The 18,023-nt window shown below is 42.4% G+C and carries 15 protein-coding genes and 1 tRNA gene; 12 read left to right on the forward strand and 4 right to left on the reverse strand.

Features of this window, described 5'->3' with window-relative positions; all coding sequences use genetic code 11:
- Window positions 1-45 precede the first annotated feature (45 nt).
- The 5 genes from tpiA (at window position 46) to J8L84_RS11340 (ending at window position 4,094) form a co-directional block, all read left to right on the forward strand.
- Window positions 46-792 carry a triose-phosphate isomerase gene (gene tpiA / locus J8L84_RS11320; RefSeq protein ID WP_211070787.1) on the forward strand — a complete coding sequence of 249 codons (747 nt, stop codon included), beginning with the start codon at window positions 46-48 and terminating at the stop codon, window positions 790-792.
- Window positions 793-802: 10 nt separating this feature from the next.
- On the forward strand, window positions 803-1,243 hold the full coding sequence (secG, locus tag J8L84_RS11325) for a preprotein translocase subunit SecG (RefSeq protein WP_211070788.1): 441 nt from the start codon (window positions 803-805) through the stop codon (window positions 1,241-1,243).
- A 7-nt stretch (window positions 1,244-1,250) separates the two neighbouring features.
- Window positions 1,251-1,336, forward strand: a tRNA-Leu gene (locus tag J8L84_RS11330).
- Window positions 1,337-1,510: 174 nt separating this feature from the next.
- A complete protein-coding gene (locus tag J8L84_RS11335; RefSeq protein WP_211070789.1) occupies window positions 1,511-3,805 on the forward strand; it encodes a GGDEF domain-containing protein in 2,295 nt (764 codons plus the stop codon).
- A 130-nt stretch (window positions 3,806-3,935) separates the two neighbouring features.
- Complete coding sequence (locus J8L84_RS11340; RefSeq protein ID WP_013784353.1) at window positions 3,936-4,094, forward strand: YqaE/Pmp3 family membrane protein; 159 nt, start codon at window positions 3,936-3,938, stop codon at window positions 4,092-4,094.
- A gap of 97 nt (window positions 4,095-4,191) precedes the next feature.
- On the opposite strand, the gene J8L84_RS11345 is transcribed toward J8L84_RS11340, so the two are convergent.
- Together J8L84_RS11345 and J8L84_RS11350 are read right to left on the reverse strand one after the other, a co-directional pair.
- Complete coding sequence (locus J8L84_RS11345) at window positions 4,192-4,635, reverse strand: hemerythrin domain-containing protein (RefSeq protein ID WP_211070790.1); 444 nt, start codon at window positions 4,633-4,635, stop codon at window positions 4,192-4,194.
- Between the two features lie 211 nt (window positions 4,636-4,846).
- Window positions 4,847-6,499, reverse strand: coding sequence for a diacylglycerol kinase family protein (locus J8L84_RS11350; protein ID WP_211070791.1), 1,653 nt, complete (start codon window positions 6,497-6,499; stop codon window positions 4,847-4,849).
- 219 nt (window positions 6,500-6,718) lie between these two features.
- Here J8L84_RS11350 and J8L84_RS11355 point away from each other — a divergent pair, with 219 nt between their 5' ends.
- Window positions 6,719-7,258 carry a DUF2878 domain-containing protein gene (locus J8L84_RS11355; RefSeq protein ID WP_211070792.1) on the forward strand — a complete coding sequence of 180 codons (540 nt, stop codon included), beginning with the start codon at window positions 6,719-6,721 and terminating at the stop codon, window positions 7,256-7,258.
- A 133-nt stretch (window positions 7,259-7,391) separates the two neighbouring features.
- On the opposite strand, the gene J8L84_RS11360 is transcribed toward J8L84_RS11355, so the two are convergent.
- Window positions 7,392-7,943, reverse strand: coding sequence for a hypothetical protein (locus J8L84_RS11360; RefSeq protein ID WP_211070793.1), 552 nt, complete (start codon window positions 7,941-7,943; stop codon window positions 7,392-7,394).
- Window positions 7,944-8,548: 605 nt separating this feature from the next.
- Here J8L84_RS11360 and J8L84_RS11365 point away from each other — a divergent pair.
- From J8L84_RS11365 to J8L84_RS11385, 5 genes are all read left to right on the forward strand, one after another.
- On the forward strand, window positions 8,549-9,583 hold the full coding sequence (locus J8L84_RS11365) for a DNA topoisomerase IB (protein WP_211070794.1): 1,035 nt from the start codon (window positions 8,549-8,551) through the stop codon (window positions 9,581-9,583).
- Between the two features lie 442 nt (window positions 9,584-10,025).
- Window positions 10,026-11,525, forward strand: coding sequence for a sodium/proline symporter PutP (gene putP, locus J8L84_RS11370; protein ID WP_211070795.1), 1,500 nt, complete (start codon window positions 10,026-10,028; stop codon window positions 11,523-11,525).
- Window positions 11,526-11,540: 15 nt separating this feature from the next.
- Entirely contained in the window at window positions 11,541-12,650 is a 1,110-nt protein-coding gene (gene proB, locus J8L84_RS11375; RefSeq protein WP_211070796.1) for a glutamate 5-kinase, read from the forward strand.
- Entirely contained in the window at window positions 12,647-13,894 is a 1,248-nt protein-coding gene (locus J8L84_RS11380) for a glutamate-5-semialdehyde dehydrogenase (protein WP_211070797.1), read from the forward strand. Before proB ends, J8L84_RS11380 begins: the two co-directional genes overlap by 4 nt.
- 175 nt (window positions 13,895-14,069) lie before the next feature.
- The gene (locus J8L84_RS11385) at window positions 14,070-14,975 is read left to right on the forward strand and encodes a mechanosensitive ion channel family protein (protein ID WP_208805600.1); all 906 of its coding nucleotides are present in this window, start codon (window positions 14,070-14,072) and stop codon (window positions 14,973-14,975) included.
- Here the strand turns inward: J8L84_RS11385 and J8L84_RS11390 are convergent.
- Window positions 14,958-15,518, reverse strand: coding sequence for an HNH endonuclease (locus J8L84_RS11390; RefSeq protein ID WP_063457109.1), 561 nt, complete (start codon window positions 15,516-15,518; stop codon window positions 14,958-14,960). The genes J8L84_RS11385 and J8L84_RS11390 overlap by 18 nt on opposite strands.
- A 336-nt stretch (window positions 15,519-15,854) precedes the next feature.
- Between J8L84_RS11390 and pnp the strand changes: the two genes are divergently transcribed.
- Complete coding sequence (gene pnp, locus J8L84_RS11395) at window positions 15,855-17,966, forward strand: polyribonucleotide nucleotidyltransferase (RefSeq protein ID WP_208805601.1); 2,112 nt, start codon at window positions 15,855-15,857, stop codon at window positions 17,964-17,966.
- Window positions 17,967-18,023: the final 57 nt, after the last annotated feature.

The raw sequence follows: 18,023 nt of genomic DNA on the forward strand, positions 1-18,023 counted from the left end.
TCGTTAATATCACGCCCGCTTTAAGACAGGGCTAAGGTCTGCATTGTGAATAACAATAAAAGAAAGCCGCTGGTAGCGGGCAATTGGAAAATGAACGGTAATCGTTCTCTAGTCACTACGTTCAACGATGCATTTGAGAATAATGCACTTGATAATGTTGATGTAGTTATTTGTCCTCCTGCTTTATATCTTTCAGCCTTTTCTGCTCAAGCCTTTGCGCTGGGTGGACAAGATGTAAGTCATCTTGATAATGGCGCTCACACGGGTGACCTTTCTGCTGACATGCTCAGTGAACTTGGTTGTAAGTACGCCATAGTTGGGCACTCAGAGAGAAGAGACGACCACGGTGAAAGCAATAGCTTAGTGGCCGAGAAAGCAAAGAAATCAATTGCAAGCGGACTAACCCCAATTATTTGCGTGGGTGAGTCACTTGATATTAGAGAAAGTGGTCAGGTTGAGTCTTTTATTGGCGAACAACTTGATGCATTAGTTGACGGTTTAACCGTTCAAGAGCTTTCTAAATCGGTACTGGCTTACGAGCCTGTTTGGGCTATAGGTACCGGAAAGACAGCTTCTCCTGAACAAGCGCAAGATGTACATGAATTTATTCGTGGATACTTTGCAAAAGTAGACGCTGAGCTTGCTCAAGGGTTAAGAATTTTATACGGCGGCAGTGTTAAAGCAGATAACGCTAAAACATTGTTTGCACAACAAGACGTAGATGGTGGCCTCATTGGTGGCGCCAGCTTAAAGACAGAAGATTTTATTTCAATTTGCCAAGCGGCAAACTGACGAGGTAATTATGGTTTACGAAGTGCTACTGGTAGCATATTTAATTGTTGCATTGCTGTTGATTGGTTTTGTTCTTATTCAACAGGGTAAAGGTGCAGATATGGGCGCTTCTTTTGGTAGCGGCGGCTCAAATACGGTTTTCGGTTCAGGTGGTTCTGGTAACTTCATGACTCGTACTACAGCCATTCTTGCAGGCTTGTTCTTCTTTATCAGCCTTACATTAGGTGCGATGACAGCAAACCGCGAAAGTGCAGAAGACGAGTGGGATAATTTAGAAGTACCAGCGGCTGTTGAAGCGCCGGTTCAAGCGCCAGCTGATATGGACGTTCCTGTTATGGATTCGCCTGCAGAAGATGCAGCAACGACGAATGACATTCCAATGGGTGATGCGCCTCAGACTGAAGGTGATGTACCTAAGGCTAACGCTGACGATTCAGACGTACCTAACTAAGATTTTTGCGGAAGTGGTGGAATTGGTAGACACGCCATCTTGAGGGGGTGGTGAGCATAGCTCGTGCGGGTTCAAGTCCCGCTTTCCGCACCAACTTTAAAAACCGACTTTTAGTCGGTTTTTTTGTGTCTGTAAATTTTTTACAAAATGAGGAATTACACCAACCTAGCGACTATTAGTATTGCGGTATTTGGGCTATGCTACTAACTCAATTAGAAAAAGTGAATGTACGTATTATGTTTAGAACGGTGCGCTGGGAGCGGTAGGTTGCAAATATCACTTCGACAAAGTCTTTTTAGAACCCTTCTTGGCGGGATTTTTATAGCCTCACTCCTCATTGTTGCAGGGGTTTGGAAGTCAGCTAACAACTTAGTAAAACAAAATATTAGCCAAGATATCGCTGTTACTGAAAAGGTACTGCATAGGCTGATTGAAGATCGCCAAGCCATTATAAAAAATGTATCTAACGTACTACTTCGCTCCTACGACTTTCGCCAAGCCGTGGGAACTGCAGATTTACCTTCTATACAAACTGCTTTAGAAAGTTATGCGTCGCGCATTAATTCCAATGTCATTGCATTAGTGAATTTAGATCACACCATTGTTGCATCTCATAGTGCTCTGTTTAAGCCAGGGGAAACCTTAGAGGCTAGCACCGCTTTGGTTGCGAAAGGATACGAAAGTGGCTTTTTCCTTATTAACGACTCATTAATTCAATTAAACCTATATAAAGTAGAGATTCCCACGTTACGCTATTACATGATTATCGGTGTGGAGTTTGACGAAACATTACTACAAGAATTAAAAAATCTTGTTGATGCTGAAATTATTATCACCAATATCACTGACAATATGCCCATTGCATCAACACTTTCGCCAGAGCAAGTAGAATCAGTTTTAACAAGTGATCCTACGCCTTCTTGGGTTGATGTTACATTCAAGCAAAAAAACACCTACATTAGCCGTGAAGTTAGCCTAGTGTCGATGTCGGAACTTCCTGTACGCATTACTATTGCCGTTGATGTATCAGATGCCTTTCAGGCGTTTACTGACATCCAATTAAGTATTCTCGTGTTAACCCTAGTTGCGGTTCTGGTGGCGTTGGGGTTCTCAATGCTACTGGCTAGAAATGTGAGCAGTTCTGTTTCTAATCTTGTGGAAGCCGTTAACCGCGTAGCTGGAGGAGAATATGGCGCTACACTAAATGAACCCGCTAAACTTCGAGAAATTAGTGAGCTGGCCTCGGCAGTGGATAGCATGCAAGAGAGCATTCAGCACCGAGAAAAGCACATTCGGTATCAAGCGCAACATGATGTGCTAACCGGTTTGTTTAATCGAAATTACGTTGAAGGCTATTTTGATGGAAAAATGTCTGAAAACGTAAACTTGCAAGTTGTTGCTATCACCATTATTGGCTTTAGAACCACTAACGACCTTTATGGCTATTCCAACGGTGACAACACGCTTAAGGCACTCGCTACGCGCTTGCTTCGCTGGCCTGGCACTTCAGCACGTTTAGCGGGGGGAGAAATTCTCTATATTACCGATACGGCGTTAGACGAAAATCAATTAGAAACACTGAAACACATTTTAGAGCAGCCCGTTGAAAGCAACTTAATCTCAATCCCAGTGAAGGTGGCGATGGCCGTGGTGTCTTGTCCTCAGGATGCAACCAACTCAGAAGAGCTATTTCGTAAAGTTAATATTGTTACCGACGAAGCTATTCATTCTAATGCATGGTGTGTGCACTATCGCCCAGAACTTGAGGCTAAGTACGTTAGGCGTTTGACTATTACTACCGAGCTTAAGCGAGCGCTTTCTAGCAATCAAAGTGAGCTTTCGATGGTGTATCAACCAAAAATTGATCTCAGCACGATGAAAGTATGCAGTATGGAAGCGCTAATAAGGTGGAATAACGACACCCTTGGCTTCGTACCACCCGATGAGTTTATTACCATTGCTGAACAGGCTGCCTTGATTGAACAAGTCACGACTTGGGTTATGCAGCAAACCATTGCTGATTTGTCCTACTTCAGGCAGAAAGGCTATGGCTTTACGGTAGCGATGAATTTATCAACTCAAGATATTCAAAATAAGCCGCTACTCGATAAATTGGTTTCGATGCTTACCGATGCGGCACTTTCACCTGATGCGCTAGAGCTAGAAATAACAGAAAGTGATTTGGTGGCCGACGCCTCACTTGCTATTGAAAACTTGAACTCATTGACCAGCAGAGGGTTTCACTTTGCTATCGATGATTTTGGTACTGGTTACTCATCACTTGCGTATTTGAAGAACCTGCCTGTGGATACCATCAAAATTGATAAGAGCTTTATTTTGTCGTTAGCCACCGATGACAACGATAAACAAATAGTTCACACCGTGCTGGGATTAGCTTCTGCATTCGATTTGAAAGTGGTCGCTGAAGGGGTAGAAGACGAGATATCGTTAAATATTTTGAAAGAGTGGGGCTGTGATATTGCGCAAGGTTTCTTCATTAGCCGACCTTTAGCGAAGGATGCTCTAGAGGAGTGGTTAGAAAATTCACCTTTAGGCGAATAGACGTGAACCAGTAAATCCCTTATTGTTGGCAGAATATATGCATTATAAAAGCAAAGCCTGCTCAAAAGCGTAAGTTATTGCAGTTAGAGTGGGTAAACTGTGAAATTACTTCAAAAACAAGGATATTATTATGGACATTATTCGCATTATACTTTCAATTTTACTGCCCCCTCTAGGTGTATTCTTACAAGTTGGTATTGGCGCTCAGTTTTGGATAAACATCCTTCTAACATTGTTTGGCTATTTCCCTGGTGTTATCCACGCCGTGTACATTATTGCTAAACGATAGTTCATTTTACTAATTTTTAGTAAAACCAAACATTAAAAGAAAGGCCAGTCTATGACTGGCCTTTTTTGTATTCGTAAGGTTTAGGAAAAACGCGCGCCTAGTGAGGCGCGAGTTCTTTTGCCATTTCTTCTTGGTAAGAATCAGCAAGTTTATTCTTTTGAGAATCGTTAAGAAGTCGGCCTGCAACTTGGAAAAACTCTTGCTCTTCATCAGCAAGGTGATGCTCAACTTTTTCCTGAAGAGATTTTAAATGACGTAGCCATCCTGGTGAGTCCATTTTGGTCTCATCCAGTTTTTCAATAAGCTCATCAATTTCATGATGCTCTGCAATACCATGACGGGTTAAATCTACAGCGTCATCTTTTTTAAGTAGAGGAGAATAAAAATGGCGCTCCTCTGCAATTGCATGACTTTCAAGCTGGTTTTTAAGCTCTTGGTAATACTCTCGGCGTGCAGCCGTGTCTCCACTGGTCTCAGCGAGAATTTTAAGTAACAGTCTTTGTTTCTCATGATCTTGGCGTAACGCTTCGAAAATCTTCATCGGTAATCCCTCAACTAGTTGAACTAAAAATATGGCGTAAAAAGCACTTTACACATTACACGTTTAGTTAATGCGAGAAGCGTTCCACTATATCGAGCTCACTAAGTCATTGTAAATTCAGCTTTTAGCGGTTACTTATTATTACGATACATAAGTAACCGCTTAAATAATGCATTTCTTACATAGGGTTTGCGGTAATCTTTACCTATAGCTATTGTGAAGCGGATTGACTGTTATTTTGCGCATGGTCTATACCAGTTAATACCCTAAGACTAGCAGGGTGTGTGGTGATATTGATTTCACGAGCGCTGAAAATCTCACCATCAACCGCATAAGGTACTTCTTCCTCAAAATAAAGGGATATTGATGGGGTTTGTTTGTGCCTGATGCTGTCTGAACTGGTTTTATATTCTTCAGGCCCAAAAACAAGCTCTGCCAAAGAGAGTAGTTGTCGGTCAGAAGAATCTTGCGGCGTTAGCCATGTGATATCTAATTTACCGTCGGTTACATCAGGTAGATTTCCGCCTTGAGCAAGTGCGGTGGTAATTGGCGCGGCATTAGCTATTACTAAGCTTGGTGTTTGTAGATGCTGGGCTTCATCTTCATCAAACTTTACTTGAAAACTAAGGTTGTCATTTTTCCCTATGGCTTCCCATAGCCCCTTAAGGTAGGCAAATTGTCCACCTGAGTCTTTCTCGCCCCGATCCGCGGCAGAAATCATATGCTCTTCAAACCCAACCGCAGCAACCAGTAACATCATTCGACCATTACACTGGGCAGTATCGATATCTGCAGTTTTGCCGTCAATGATGATGTCACACGCTGTACTGATGGGAACAATTTTACTGGCATATCCATGGAGCACCTGACAAAGGGCATTGGCAGTACCAAGTGGAATAACCCCTAGAGTGACGTTCTTATCGGTAAGGGCATTGGCCACTTCGGTGATGGTGCCGTCGCCTCCACAGGCAACAATAATTTGTGCCCCGTCGACTAAAGCTTCTTTAGCCAATACTTCACCGTTTATTTCAGCGGTTGTTTCTTTAACGGTAACTTTAAATTTTTCGTTTAGTCTTGACAGAATATCCGCCTTTTCAACATCCCATTTACCCCCTCCAGCAACAGGGTTGGCAATAAGAGTAAGACGCTTAGTCAACGACAAGCTTCCGCCATTCTTTATTTTTTCAAGTGCTGCTAACTGATGTTTGTTAAGTCTTGCTGTAGAACGAACTGCTTGAATTTTATCCATCGCATCTAAAATGGATAACGACGGATCCCTAGCCAGTAGGTAGGCGGCTAGCACTAATACAGAACGACCTCTACCCAGTGCGCAATGCACAACCACATTTTTACCTTCAACAAGTTGTTGATCTAACCAATTAATCGCAAGGGTAAGTTGTTCTTGGGTGGGGCTGGTATGGTCAAGGACTGGAATATTTAAATAATCAAAATCTAGCTGATAGGCAGTCCAATCTAAACCATCGAATTCAGCGGTAACGTCTAAGATAGCGTTAATATTATTGTTTTTAAGCATATCCACATGCTGAGAAGACATGCGACAGCCTAGATAAAGTTGGTCATCAATTCTTTGAAAGGGAGGAACCTTGTCTGTTCGCCTTGCATACTCATTGTATAACCAGCTTCCCAATAAAAATGGAACAAAGACCCAACGTATATAAATAGGGATAGACCCATCTTCTCGTTTTCTGAACAATGCAGGGTAGTTAAGCAAGTAGGCGCTACTCACTGCAATCAGCGAAAAGCTGATCCAAGCAAAAATGACAGAGAGCCACAATGTTGGGCTAAACCATGTTAGCACTAGTGCTAAAATTGCGCCGAGTACATAATATTTAACCATCTTCATACTGTTCACATTTCCTTTGTTCAAAGATTCAATTTATTTATACAGTGGTTACGCTATTTTTGTTTATTACTAATAAGCATCTATGAAGGTAGAATGAAAATAATCACCAAAAATTACGTTTTGTTAAAACTTTATAAGTGAACTGAGTGTTAAATAGTGGCGTAGTGGTTCCATTAAATTTTTCACCGCAGCAAGCACATTCATAAACAGGCGAATTCAATGTCGAACAGTTTCACTATCAAGTTGGTAAACTTTCTATGGTTTCAAACCATTTGGTGGTTAGTGGTTTTATACCAAAGCACTTTCTTGGTTGTAGGTTTACTACTCGCGTGGCTTGTTTACTCACCATTGCGAAAGTCAGACAGTAAAATAATGATAGCAGTTTTATTGCTGGGCACCGCGGTCGACTCACTGTTGATGTTAACAGGGGTATTTGGTTTTGAGCCTGGAGCTTGGTTTAGCGGTGGTGCTTCTCATTGGATAATACCTATTTGGCTGGTGTGCCTGTGGGCTGCACTAGGTGGATCATTACAGCATAGTTTGAGTGCGTTTGCTGATAAGCCATTACTTGCCATGGTAGGCGGTGCTGTGTTCGCCCCGTTAAGTTATTTTGGTGGTCAGAAATTTGGTGCGGTGACTTTTGGATATTCACCACTTATTACTGTGGTTATATTAGCTATTGTATGGGGTGCAGTATTTCCAGCGTGTTTTACACTCGCGAAAAAGTTAACGGCTGATGATGACCAAAGTTCAGCCTGATAGCCCCAGACTAGCAAGCACAAATCTAAACGAACGGTCAAAAGAAAAAGGTTAAAGATGAAGAAACTAAATCGAGCAACTCCCTTAACATGCGGTTAAAGGGAGTAGGCTGCTAATATTGGTTTGAACCGTACTAGCGTACCGCTTCAACCACATTCTTACTTCGTGAATGCAAAAACGATGCAATGTCTGACGCTGATTGACTCTTTTTCAAGTTAATAACGACCGCCACGTGATTTCTTCTAATGGCATGCCTTACCGCTTGTACTATTTCTGAACGGTCTGGACGAAGACCAACTAAGCCCGCTACAAACAAACCAGTAAAAATTCCTGGGCTTATTAAAGCGATGTAGGTAAACAATGGATTTTGCTTCGTTAATTCAGGGCCAAACGAGACTAAAAGAAACGCCGCTAACATACCTACAAGAAAACCGACTCCACCGAGCATTAAGTGTGAGTGCCACAGGTTTTTGCCTATACTTTTACTCTCTTGTTCTAGCTTCTCACTCATCGCAGTATCGCTTGCGTCGATGAAAGCCACTTGATCAGTACTGACATCAGTGGAATTTGCCAGTTGTTGTATGGTTTTTTTTGCCGACAATTTGTCTTCAAATATGGCAGCAACTTGAATTTGGTCATTTGGCGCTAGAGATGCGCGAAGATTTTCATGATTAGCAGTTTGCATAACTTCTCCGATAAACCCGGTCAATGTATACCTAAGCGGTACCCTTTAACGAAATGTGTTAAAGGCGGGTAAATTCATAACTATTAAGCGAATTTACAAATATTCATTCATAACCATTCAAAATGCGTTCCGCTGACGGGTTAAACTTTAGTCTACATACATTTAAAACGCTCCTTTCGTCTGTAACATTATGATTATTATGCTTTATTTACTGTTTTCTGAAGTGTTAACTTAAGTTCATTTAACTGATGATTAGCATAGGTCTATAGATAGCATTTTCTCTATGTTTCATAATTACTCACACTATGAAAATTTGTCTCAGTCTGTAAATCTATCTTTTATTGGTAGCCTTGGTACTTATCAAAATAACGCCGCCGGTTGTTATCTCTAAAATCAAAGCGCACCGCTAATAATATGAAAATAATGAAAATTTTTTCTTAATCGAACCGATTACCTCGAAAAGGGAAATAGGTTTTAGGTGGGGCATTAACATGCACGTAACTTGCATCTTCCTTTGGCATTCAAAATGGCGAGTAGAAGTTGCCACACTAGTAAGCAGCCTTGAAGTAAGTTTGCGATAAAGAATATTATAAAAAGGAGTTCACGTGACTATAGGGCAAGTCGTCGATGGGGGTATGCCTCATCCACACCTCACAATTAAGCGCATTCCTTGCGGCAAAGGTGCTTATTATCGTTATACCAGCGGTCGAAAGGTAGCTGGTCAGCGTGTGCTGCGCAGAATCAAATCACTTGCCATTCCTCCTAACTGGAAAAGTGTCACCATTAGTCGCGACCCTAAAGCAAGTATTCAAGCTATTGGCTTGGATACTAAGGGGCGAAAACAATACCTTTATCATCCTGATTGGCATAAACAGCAACAGGCGGAAAAATTCAAACGTTTGACGGTGTTCGGTCAGAAAGTACCTGAGTTTCGAGAATATTGCAGAACACTCGTCAATGGCGAGCAGTGGACAATAGAGCGGGCATCAGCCTTGGTATGCCTGTTATTGGATTATACCGGCGTAAGAATAGGCAACCCGCAGTACAGTAAAGAAAATAACACCTACGGCTTAACCACGCTTCGCCGTAAACATGTTCAAGAAGCAACGGTAGAAAAGGTGTCTCTTGAATATTCTGGTAAACACAGTAAGCGACGCACTATTACGATAGACGATCCCTTATTAGCCTCCTTAGTGTGTGAATGCACTCAGCTTCAAGGTTACAGCTTATTTCGATATCAGTTAGCCGATGGCTCGTGGTGTGATATTCATAGTGAAGATGTAAATGCATTTATTCACGAGCATTTAGGCGACAATTTTAGCTGCAAAGATTTTCGAACCTGGGCAGCCAGTCGATTTGCACTTCAAAGCTTCCCAGACGTAGATAGGTACTTGCGAGAAGGGCGTAACCGTAAATGGCCAAACTCGTTGAGTTCACACGTGTCAAAAATGCTAGGCAATACGCCTTCTGTTTGTAGGCAGTATTACATTCACCCGAAGTTATATTCTGTGTTTGACGAGAAAAATACGTTCGAAAACTTGTTGAAGACACTCCAGCAGGGCAACGAGCAACTTTGCGACCCCGTTGAGCGAGATTTAAGCACTGAAAAGCTTTTGTTGTCGATTATTTCATCTGAGTGACAACTAGATTAACTTTTAATAATAAATGCTTCTATTGATACTAATAGTGTAATAGTTATGCGAGTTGCGGCATAAATTGCTGCGTTTCACGAACTGGTCTATCTGTATAAAATCGCATTGTAATCAATATCATGTGTTGATTTTAAAGCTCGTTAATGCGTGTGAAACCTTTAAGGCTATATTCACATAGCAAATAGACTACATAGTAAATTGGCTACTATTTAAACTTGAAATCACAGCGGTGATACTTATATAATTAGAGCTCTAATCATTATTGTTCAATTTAAATGTTTGATTCTGAGTTTGGCATAAGGCTAAAGTCGGAAACAAATGATGCGTGTTATTTAGGTTTTAATTTTGTATAGCACTTCGAGGGAATATTTTGTCCTTCTAGCATCTGAACGATGTAATTTTAATTAACATAGGAGAGCAATCTCACATTATGCCAATTGAAAGTTATATATCGCTGGCAATCTATTTTCTAGCGATGTTAGGTATAGGTCTTTTTGCATATCGTCAATCTACTAGTGACATTTCAGGTTACATTCTAGGTGGTAGAAAGGTTAGTCCCCAAGTTACCGCACTCTCAGCGGGCGCTTCTGACATGTCAGGTTGGATGTTAATGGGATTGCCAGGGGCAATGTTCTTAACCGGGTTCGACGCAGTTTATATTGCTATTGGTCTTGTCGCAGGGGCATTAGCAAACTATATATTGGTTGCTCCCAAACTTCGTGTTTACACCGAAGTTGCCGATGATTCGTTAACCGTGCCGGAGTTCTTCGCAAAGCGCTTCGACAACCCTAAAGCAAACGTACGCATCGTTTCAGCTGTCATCATTGTCTTATTCTTTACTTTATATACTTCTGCAGGGCTCGTGGCAGGCGGAAAGCTTTTTGAAAGTGCGTTCTCAGTTGATTATCAGCTTGGGCTTTTTATCACATTGGCCGTTGTTGTTTCGTATACCTTATTGGGTGGGTTCTTAGCGGTTAGTCTTACCGATTTCGTGCAAGGTTGTATTATGTTTATTGCCCTTGTACTTGTGCCGGTTGTGGCCTTTACCGAGTTCGATGGTGTAAACCAAATGACGGCTGCCGCGTATGAATCAGTACCGAATTTTTCTGATTCATGGGGCGCTCTCACGCTCGTGGGATTGCTTTCAAGTCTTGGGTGGGGACTTGGCTATTTCGGTCAGCCTCACATCATTGTGCGCTTTATGGCAATTCGAGATGTTAAATCGGTAAGTACGGCACGAAATATTGGTATGTCTTGGATGCTAGTTACTATACTTGGAGCATTAGCAACAGGTTTTGTGGGAATAGCGTATGCAAATCAATTCAATTTGAGAGTAGACGACGCTGAGACTATTTTCATCGTTTTTTCTCAGTTGCTATTTCATCCTCTCATTAGTGGCTTTTTAGTGGCTGCTATTTTAGCTGCCATCATGAGTACTATTTCGTCTCAATTGTTAGTATCGGCTAGCTCGCTAACCGAAGACATTTACCGTGTTGTAGCGAAAAAAGACATTAGCGAAAAAGAAACAGTGACCATCGGGAGAGTTGGCGTAGCGGGCGTAGCCGTTGTGGCCTTGCTATTGGCAATGGATTCATCGAACTCCATTCTTTCGTTAGTGAGCAATGCGTGGGCTGGTTTTGGTGCCGCATTTGGCCCATTGGTACTGTTTAGCCTGTACAAAAAGGATTTAACACAAAACGCGGCATTGGCCGGCATTATCAGTGGTGCAGTAACTGTCCTGTTTTGGATATACGCACCCGTATTGGCTGACGGTAAAACGTTAAGCAGTGTTATTTATGAAATTATTCCTGGTTTTGCGGTAAGTACCGCAACCCTTTGGTTGGTATCGCGCGCAGGAGCTGCGCCGTCTGAAAATGTTCAGCGCTTATTTAGAGCAACTAACCAGCAATTAGCAGATCAACAATCTTAAGGTGAATGAAATATTATGAGTCATCCCAATTGGAAACGCGTGGTCATTAAAGTAGGCAGTGCACTAATCTCGCCGAACAAGCAAGGGTGCAGCAGCCACTACTTGCTAAGTATTGCCCAGTTCATCGTGCGTTGTCGGGCAAATGGAACACAGGTAGTGTTAGTGTCTTCAGGTTCAGTCGCCGCTGGGGCACACTTGTTCCCTGACCATGAAAAATCGAACATTGCTGTGAAAAAGGCAATGGCTGCAGCAGGGCAAACAGAAATGATTGCGACCTGGGATAGGTTGTTCGACTTCCCATCAGCGCAAATGCTGTTAACCCATGCTGACCTGCGTGATAGAGAGCGCTACGTTAGTATTCGTGAAACTATTTTTAGTTTGTTAGAACATAATGTGCTGCCTATCGTTAACGAAAACGATACGGTAACCACCGACAAGCTAAAAGTAGGCGATAACGATAACTTATCCGCTATGGTGGCAGCAGCCGCTGACGCAGATGCACTTATTATCTGTTCGGACATTGATGGTTTATATAATAAAAACCCTCATGATCATGATGATGCTGAGTTGCTCAAACGAGTAGATACCATAGACGCCAGCATTTATGCCATGGCTGGTGGTGCAGCAGAAGGCGGTGTTGGCACCGGTGGTATGCGTACAAAAATTGAAGCGGCTGAAAAAGCAGTTTCGCATGGAATAGATACATATATTATTAACGGCTTTACCGAGCTGTCATTTAATATGTTGCTTGCGGGTAAAAACCCAGGCACGCACTTTAGCCCTTACGACAAACCAATGCTAGAAAACGTGCATTGGATGCGCCACACCTCGAACGCGCAGGGCGAAGTGATAGTTGAGGGAGATTTTGATTCTTCACTGGAAAACGACAGTGAACAACTGACTAGCAGCGAAATAGTTGATGTAAAAGGCGAGTTCTCAGTAGGCGATACCATTTTGGTAAGAAAAGCTGACGGAACTAAGCTCGTGAAAGCGAAATCAAACTACAGTAGCTGTTTACTGAATTTTATCGCGAATCAGGAAAACGATGACTTCGCCAGTGAATTTGAAGATAAGACTGGCCCTATTATTTCTGATCAGCATGTAGCAAATTTGGAGAAAGAATGAGCATTATTACGGAATTAGCAAAACAAGCGAAACAAGCAGCACAAACACTTGCCATCATAAATGAAGCTGAGAAAAATGCGGTGTTGAAAGACATGGCTGCAGCTATCCGTGGAAATAAAGACACCATTAAAGCGGTTAACGAAAAAGAAGTGGCGCGCGCTAAGGAAAACAACTTAGATGACGCTATGATTGACCGTTTGATTCTAGACGATGCCCGCATAGAATCTATGGCTGAAGGCATTGAGGTTATTATTAGCCTTGACGATCCTGTTGGTCGTGAGCGCGTGATTGGCACCCGTCCAAACGGTATCGAAATTAAAAAGATGCGTATTCCATTGGGCGTTGTGTGCATGATTTATGAAGCACGCCCTAACGTAACAGCTGATGCCGGCGCACTATGTTTCAAATCAGGTAACGGTGTTATTCTGCGTGGCGGTAAAGAAGCACTAGACACCAGTTTAGCCATCGCTGGGCTAATGCAAGACGTGCTTGAAAAGCACAATTTGCCAAGAGCACTTGTTACGGTAGTGCCAAACCCAGACCGTGCCCTTATGCAAGAGCTTATGGAACAACGTGACTACATTGACGTTATTATTCCACGTGGCGGTGAAGGGCTGATTAACTACGTGACCGAACACTCTAAAGTGCCTGTTATTCAGCATTTTAAAGGTGTGTGCCATTTATATGTAGATAAAGATGCTGATTTAGACAAAGCATTGGCTATTCTGCTTAATGGTAAAACCCAACGTACCGGCGTATGTAATGCGCTTGAAGGCTTAGTGGTGCATCAAGCTGTTGCGGGCGACTTCCTACCTCGTGTTGCAGAAGCGTTTGAGCAACACAAGGTAACAGTGCATGTGAATGAAAAAGGCGCTCAGTACTTTAACAACGCAGATGTTATTAGCGAAGACGCTTACGGCGAAGAGTATTTAGGTTTAGAAATTGCTATTCGTGTAGTAGATGACTTTGCTGGTGCTATTTCTCATATTGCCGATTTTGGTAGTAACCATACTGAAGTTATCTGTACAGAAAACGAAGATAGCGCGAAGAAATTCCAGCGTGCTGTAGATGCCAGTGTAGTGATGGTGAATGCATCTTCACGCTTCTCTGATGGTAGCCAACTTGGTTTAGGTGCTGAAATTGGTATCGCGACGACTAAGCTTCATGCCTATGGGCCAATGGGGTTAGAGTCGCTAACGTCTGAAAAGTACCTTGTGAACGGTGTGGGTCAGATTCGCGAATAAGCGACTAGAGAACTAATATGAAGTAAATTCTTACAAGGGGCGCTAAGTTTCGGTCATTGGATGGGAATAATCCCACTGGTCGGCATTGTGCCCATCATTGGCATGCTTCATAATAAAGGCGCTGAATTTTCAGCGCTTTTTTATTTTCTATCAAACGGTTATCTGGAGCACCTACATGGAAATAGTGATTGACCCATTACAAATGTGGCACAACTTTGTTGAATTTGTATTGGATTACAAACTATTAGCTTCACTTTTTTTAGTCGTGATACTGCACTTCTTTAAAAAGGGCACCCTTAGATTAATTAAGCGCCGTAGTTCTCGCAAAGGGGAAGACCGACGTAACCAAATTAATATTTTGGAGCAGTTAGGCAATGCATTTATTATTGTATTGCTGATGATGGTGTGGTCGTCTGAAATTCAAAATCTTGCCATTTCAATTGCCGCTTTCATGGTAGCCATTGTGTTAGCTACCCGCGAATTCATTCAATGTTTTATGGGCTTTATTTACTACCTAGGCGCACGGCCATTTAGAGTAGGGGATTGGATCCAAATGAATAACGTAATCGGTGAAGTGGTGGAAATGGATTGGGCTAAAACCGCCTTGTTAGAGGTTGACCCTGAAACCTTTAATTACACGGGTAAACACGTTTACGTACCGAACAGTCAGTTAGTCACTCAAACGGTACGTAATTTAAACTTCTTACGCCGTTATAAATTGCACTCGTTTAACATTGTTAATGAACCTACCGTAAATGCCTACAGCCTACTACCGGCATTTAGAGCCAGTGCCCATGCCCACTGTGAATACTTTCGTGATGTAGCAGAGCGCTACAAAGGTCTTATTGAACGTCACTTAGAACAAGACTTTATTCAAATTGACCCTGAGGTTGAAATCAAAACTAATGAACTGGCTAAAGTCGTGGTAAAAGTCAGTTTATTTTGCCCGACAGCTGAGGCACACGAACTTGAACACAAAATGTGTTCAGACTGGTTAAGCCTGTGGTTTGAGGCATTAGAAAAATCTGCTTGCCCGCCGAATACTTCGTCTAGCTCTCAATCGCTAGGGGAAACCGTTTAAGTGCCAATCTCGTTTATCGGTGAAGTGGCCTTTTAAAAATTCCATTTGATCGGCCAGTATTCGACGGTTAACCAAATAGAATCTTTCATAAACGTTTGGCCTGAAGGGGACAGCAAGCAAAGGCATTCCTGCTTCTTCTGGGGTTTTGGCCGCTTTTGCATGGTTACAGCGCTGACAAGACGTTGCCACGTTAGTCCAACTATCTTTGCCACCCCGTGAGCGTGGAATAATATGATCACGGGTTAACAGGCTTGGTGAGAAGCGTTGGCCGCAGTAAAGGCACAAATAATTATCACGCCTAAACAGATACCGATTGGTTAATGCTATCTTGCCACTTAAATCCGTTACTTTGCCATCGCAAGCAATGATACTCGACAAGGTTAACTGACTTTGATGGCCATCATGATCCCAGCCACCTTTAAGCGTAATAGCATCACTGCCTAATTCGAATAATACCTTTTCCTGACAATAGAGTTTTGCAGCTTGCTCAACATGGATCCATTCCTGTGGCATGCCAGCTTTATTTAGTCTAAGTACTAGCATTACATTCCCCTTAGCGCACCGTGTAGGTTTAGTTATAGCATACGAGGTTTTATGTCATTATGATGAAAATACATACAATTTGAGCGTATTCATACAAATTTCATCTGGATATGGTGATATTTACGTAGCGGTGAGTATTTGTGCGCTTATTTGGCCAATGTGAACTACATTGAGTAGTGGGTTAATCACAGTGAATACGTGATGTGTGCGAAATAGCCACAAACCGCAACGAATTCTACGAATAGAAAATTTGTTAATGGTATTAGCGTAAGTTCATCGCTATACTATGCACCGCGATTATAAGCGATAAATAAGATTGAAATTAAAGGACAAATAGTGACTCCTATTACTAAATCATTTCAGTATGGACAGCATACTGTAACACTAGAAACGGGCGTTATCGCTCGTCAGGCCACAGCAGCCGTCATGGCAAGTATGGATGACACCGCTGTATTAGTTACGGTTGTGGGTAAGAAAGAAGCGAAAGCAGATCAAGATTTCTTCCCATTAACAGTAAACTATCAAGAAAAAACATATGCTGCGGGTAAAATCCCTGGTGGTTTCTTCAAGCGTGAAGGTCGTCCTTCTGAAGGCGAAACCCTTACAGCTCGTTTGATTGACCGTCCAATCCGTCCATTATTCCCTGAAGGGTTTAAAAACGAAGTACAAGTTGTTATCACGGTAATGTCTGCTAACCCAGATATCCCAACTGATATCATCTCTATGATTGGTACTTCAGCAGCACTTGCCATTTCTGGTATTCCATTTAATGGTCCAATTGGTGCAGCGCGCGTTGGTTACACTGACGGCGAATACATTCTAAATACCCGTGTTGAAGAACAAGCTGACAGCGATCTAGATCTTGTTGTTGCTGGTACTGAAGGCGCGGTATTGATGGTTGAATCAGAAGCCGATGTGCTTTCTGAAGACGTTATGCTTGGTGCAGTTATGTTCGGTCACGAACAACTACAAACGGTAGTATCAGCAGTTAAAGAATTTGCTGCTAACGTTAGTATCGACAAATGGGACTGGAAACCAGAAGCAGAAAATACAACCCTTAAAGATAAAGTGAAAGCACTAGCTGAAGCTGAAATGGTTGCTGCTTACCAAATCTCTGACAAGCTTGCTCGTAAAGATGCAGTAACTGCTGCAACTGAAAAAGCGCGTGATGCTATCCTTGCTGAAGACGAAACCCAAGATAAGAAAGAAGTATCTAATCTTCTTCATGATCTTGAGTCTGACGTAGTTCGTTCACGCATCCTTGCTGGCGAGCCTCGCATCGACGGTCGTGATCCTAAGATGATTCGTGCACTAGATGTTGCAACGGGCATTTTACCACGTACTCACGGTTCTGCTGTTTTCACTCGTGGTGAAACGCAAGCAATCGTAGCTGCTACTTTAGGTACAGAACGTGATGCGCAGATGATTGACGAGCTTCAAGGCCGTCGTGACAGCCGCTTCATGCTTCATTATAACTTCCCTCCATACTGTGTTGGTGAAACCGGTATGATTGGTTCTCCTAAGCGTCGTGAAATTGGTCACGGTCGTTTGGCGAAGCGTGGTATTCAAGCTGTAATGCCAAGCGAAGAAGAATTCCCGTACGTAGTACGTATTGTTTCTGAAATTACAGAATCAAACGGTTCATCTTCAATGGCTTCTGTATGTGGTACTTCACTTGCGCTTATGGATGCAGGTGTACCAATTAAAGCTTCAGTTGCTGGTATTGCAATGGGTCTAGTGAAAAGCGACGAAAACTTCGTTGTACTTTCAGACATCCTTGGTGACGAAGATCACCTTGGTGACATGGACTTTAAAGTTGCTGGTACTACTGGCGGTATCACTGCATTGCAGATGGATATCAAAATTGAAGGTATCACTAAAGAAATCATGCAAATTGCCCTTAAACAGGCAAAAGAAGCACGTTTGCATATTCTTAACGTAATGGACGAAGCTATTGGCGGTCACCGCGAAGAGCTTAGCGAATTCGCTCCACGCATTTACACGGTTAAAATCGATCAGGATAAGATCCGCGATGTTATCGGTAAAGGCGGCGCGATGATTCGTTCAATTACTGAAGAATCTGATACCAACATCGAAATTGAAGACGATGGTACTATCAAAATCTTCGCAACTGAGCGTGCTAAAGCCGATATTGCTATCAGCAAGATTGAGCAAGTTACCGCTGAAATCGAAGTGGGCAAAACTTACCACGGTAAGATTACCCGTATCGTAGATTTCGGTGCGTTTGTTGAAGTATTACCAGGCAAAGAAGGCCTAGTACATATTTCTCAAATCGCTCACGAGCGTGTTAACAAAGTAACTGACTACCTTACTGAAGGTGCGATGATTGACGTGAAAGTGATGGAAATTGACCGTCAAAACCGCGTACGTCTAAGCATTAAAGAGTTACTTGAAAAGCCTGCTCCTAAGTCTGACGACGCAGAGTAAGATTTTTATTTGCTCCCTTGCTGTGGCTTAGGCTTTAGCCAAAGCACCTTAGCAAAA

Source organism: Alteromonas sp. MMG017 (assembly GCF_018100795.1).
GTDB lineage: Bacteria > Pseudomonadota > Gammaproteobacteria > Enterobacterales > Alteromonadaceae > Alteromonas.

What these genes read in the sequence shown, in the direction of transcription:
- secG (WP_211070788.1), top strand. Translation starts at nt 803, where the DNA reads ATGGTTTACGAAGTGCTACTGGTAGCATATTTAATTGTTGCATTGCTG.
- J8L84_RS11340 (WP_013784353.1), top strand. Translation starts at nt 3,936, where the DNA reads ATGGACATTATTCGCATTATACTTTCAATTTTACTGCCCCCTCTAGGT.
- J8L84_RS11345 (WP_211070790.1), bottom strand. Translation starts at nt 4,635, where the DNA reads ATGAAGATTTTCGAAGCGTTACGCCAAGATCATGAGAAACAAAGACTG.
- J8L84_RS11350 (WP_211070791.1), bottom strand. Translation starts at nt 6,499, where the DNA reads ATGAAGATGGTTAAATATTATGTACTCGGCGCAATTTTAGCACTAGTG.
- J8L84_RS11355 (WP_211070792.1), top strand. Translation starts at nt 6,719, where the DNA reads ATGTCGAACAGTTTCACTATCAAGTTGGTAAACTTTCTATGGTTTCAA.
- J8L84_RS11360 (WP_211070793.1), bottom strand. Translation starts at nt 7,943, where the DNA reads ATGCAAACTGCTAATCATGAAAATCTTCGCGCATCTCTAGCGCCAAAT.
- putP (WP_211070795.1), top strand. Translation starts at nt 10,026, where the DNA reads ATGCCAATTGAAAGTTATATATCGCTGGCAATCTATTTTCTAGCGATG.
- proB (WP_211070796.1), top strand. Translation starts at nt 11,541, where the DNA reads ATGAGTCATCCCAATTGGAAACGCGTGGTCATTAAAGTAGGCAGTGCA.
- J8L84_RS11380 (WP_211070797.1), top strand. Translation starts at nt 12,647, where the DNA reads ATGAGCATTATTACGGAATTAGCAAAACAAGCGAAACAAGCAGCACAA.
- J8L84_RS11385 (WP_208805600.1), top strand. Translation starts at nt 14,070, where the DNA reads ATGGAAATAGTGATTGACCCATTACAAATGTGGCACAACTTTGTTGAA.
- J8L84_RS11390 (WP_063457109.1), bottom strand. Translation starts at nt 15,518, where the DNA reads ATGCTAGTACTTAGACTAAATAAAGCTGGCATGCCACAGGAATGGATC.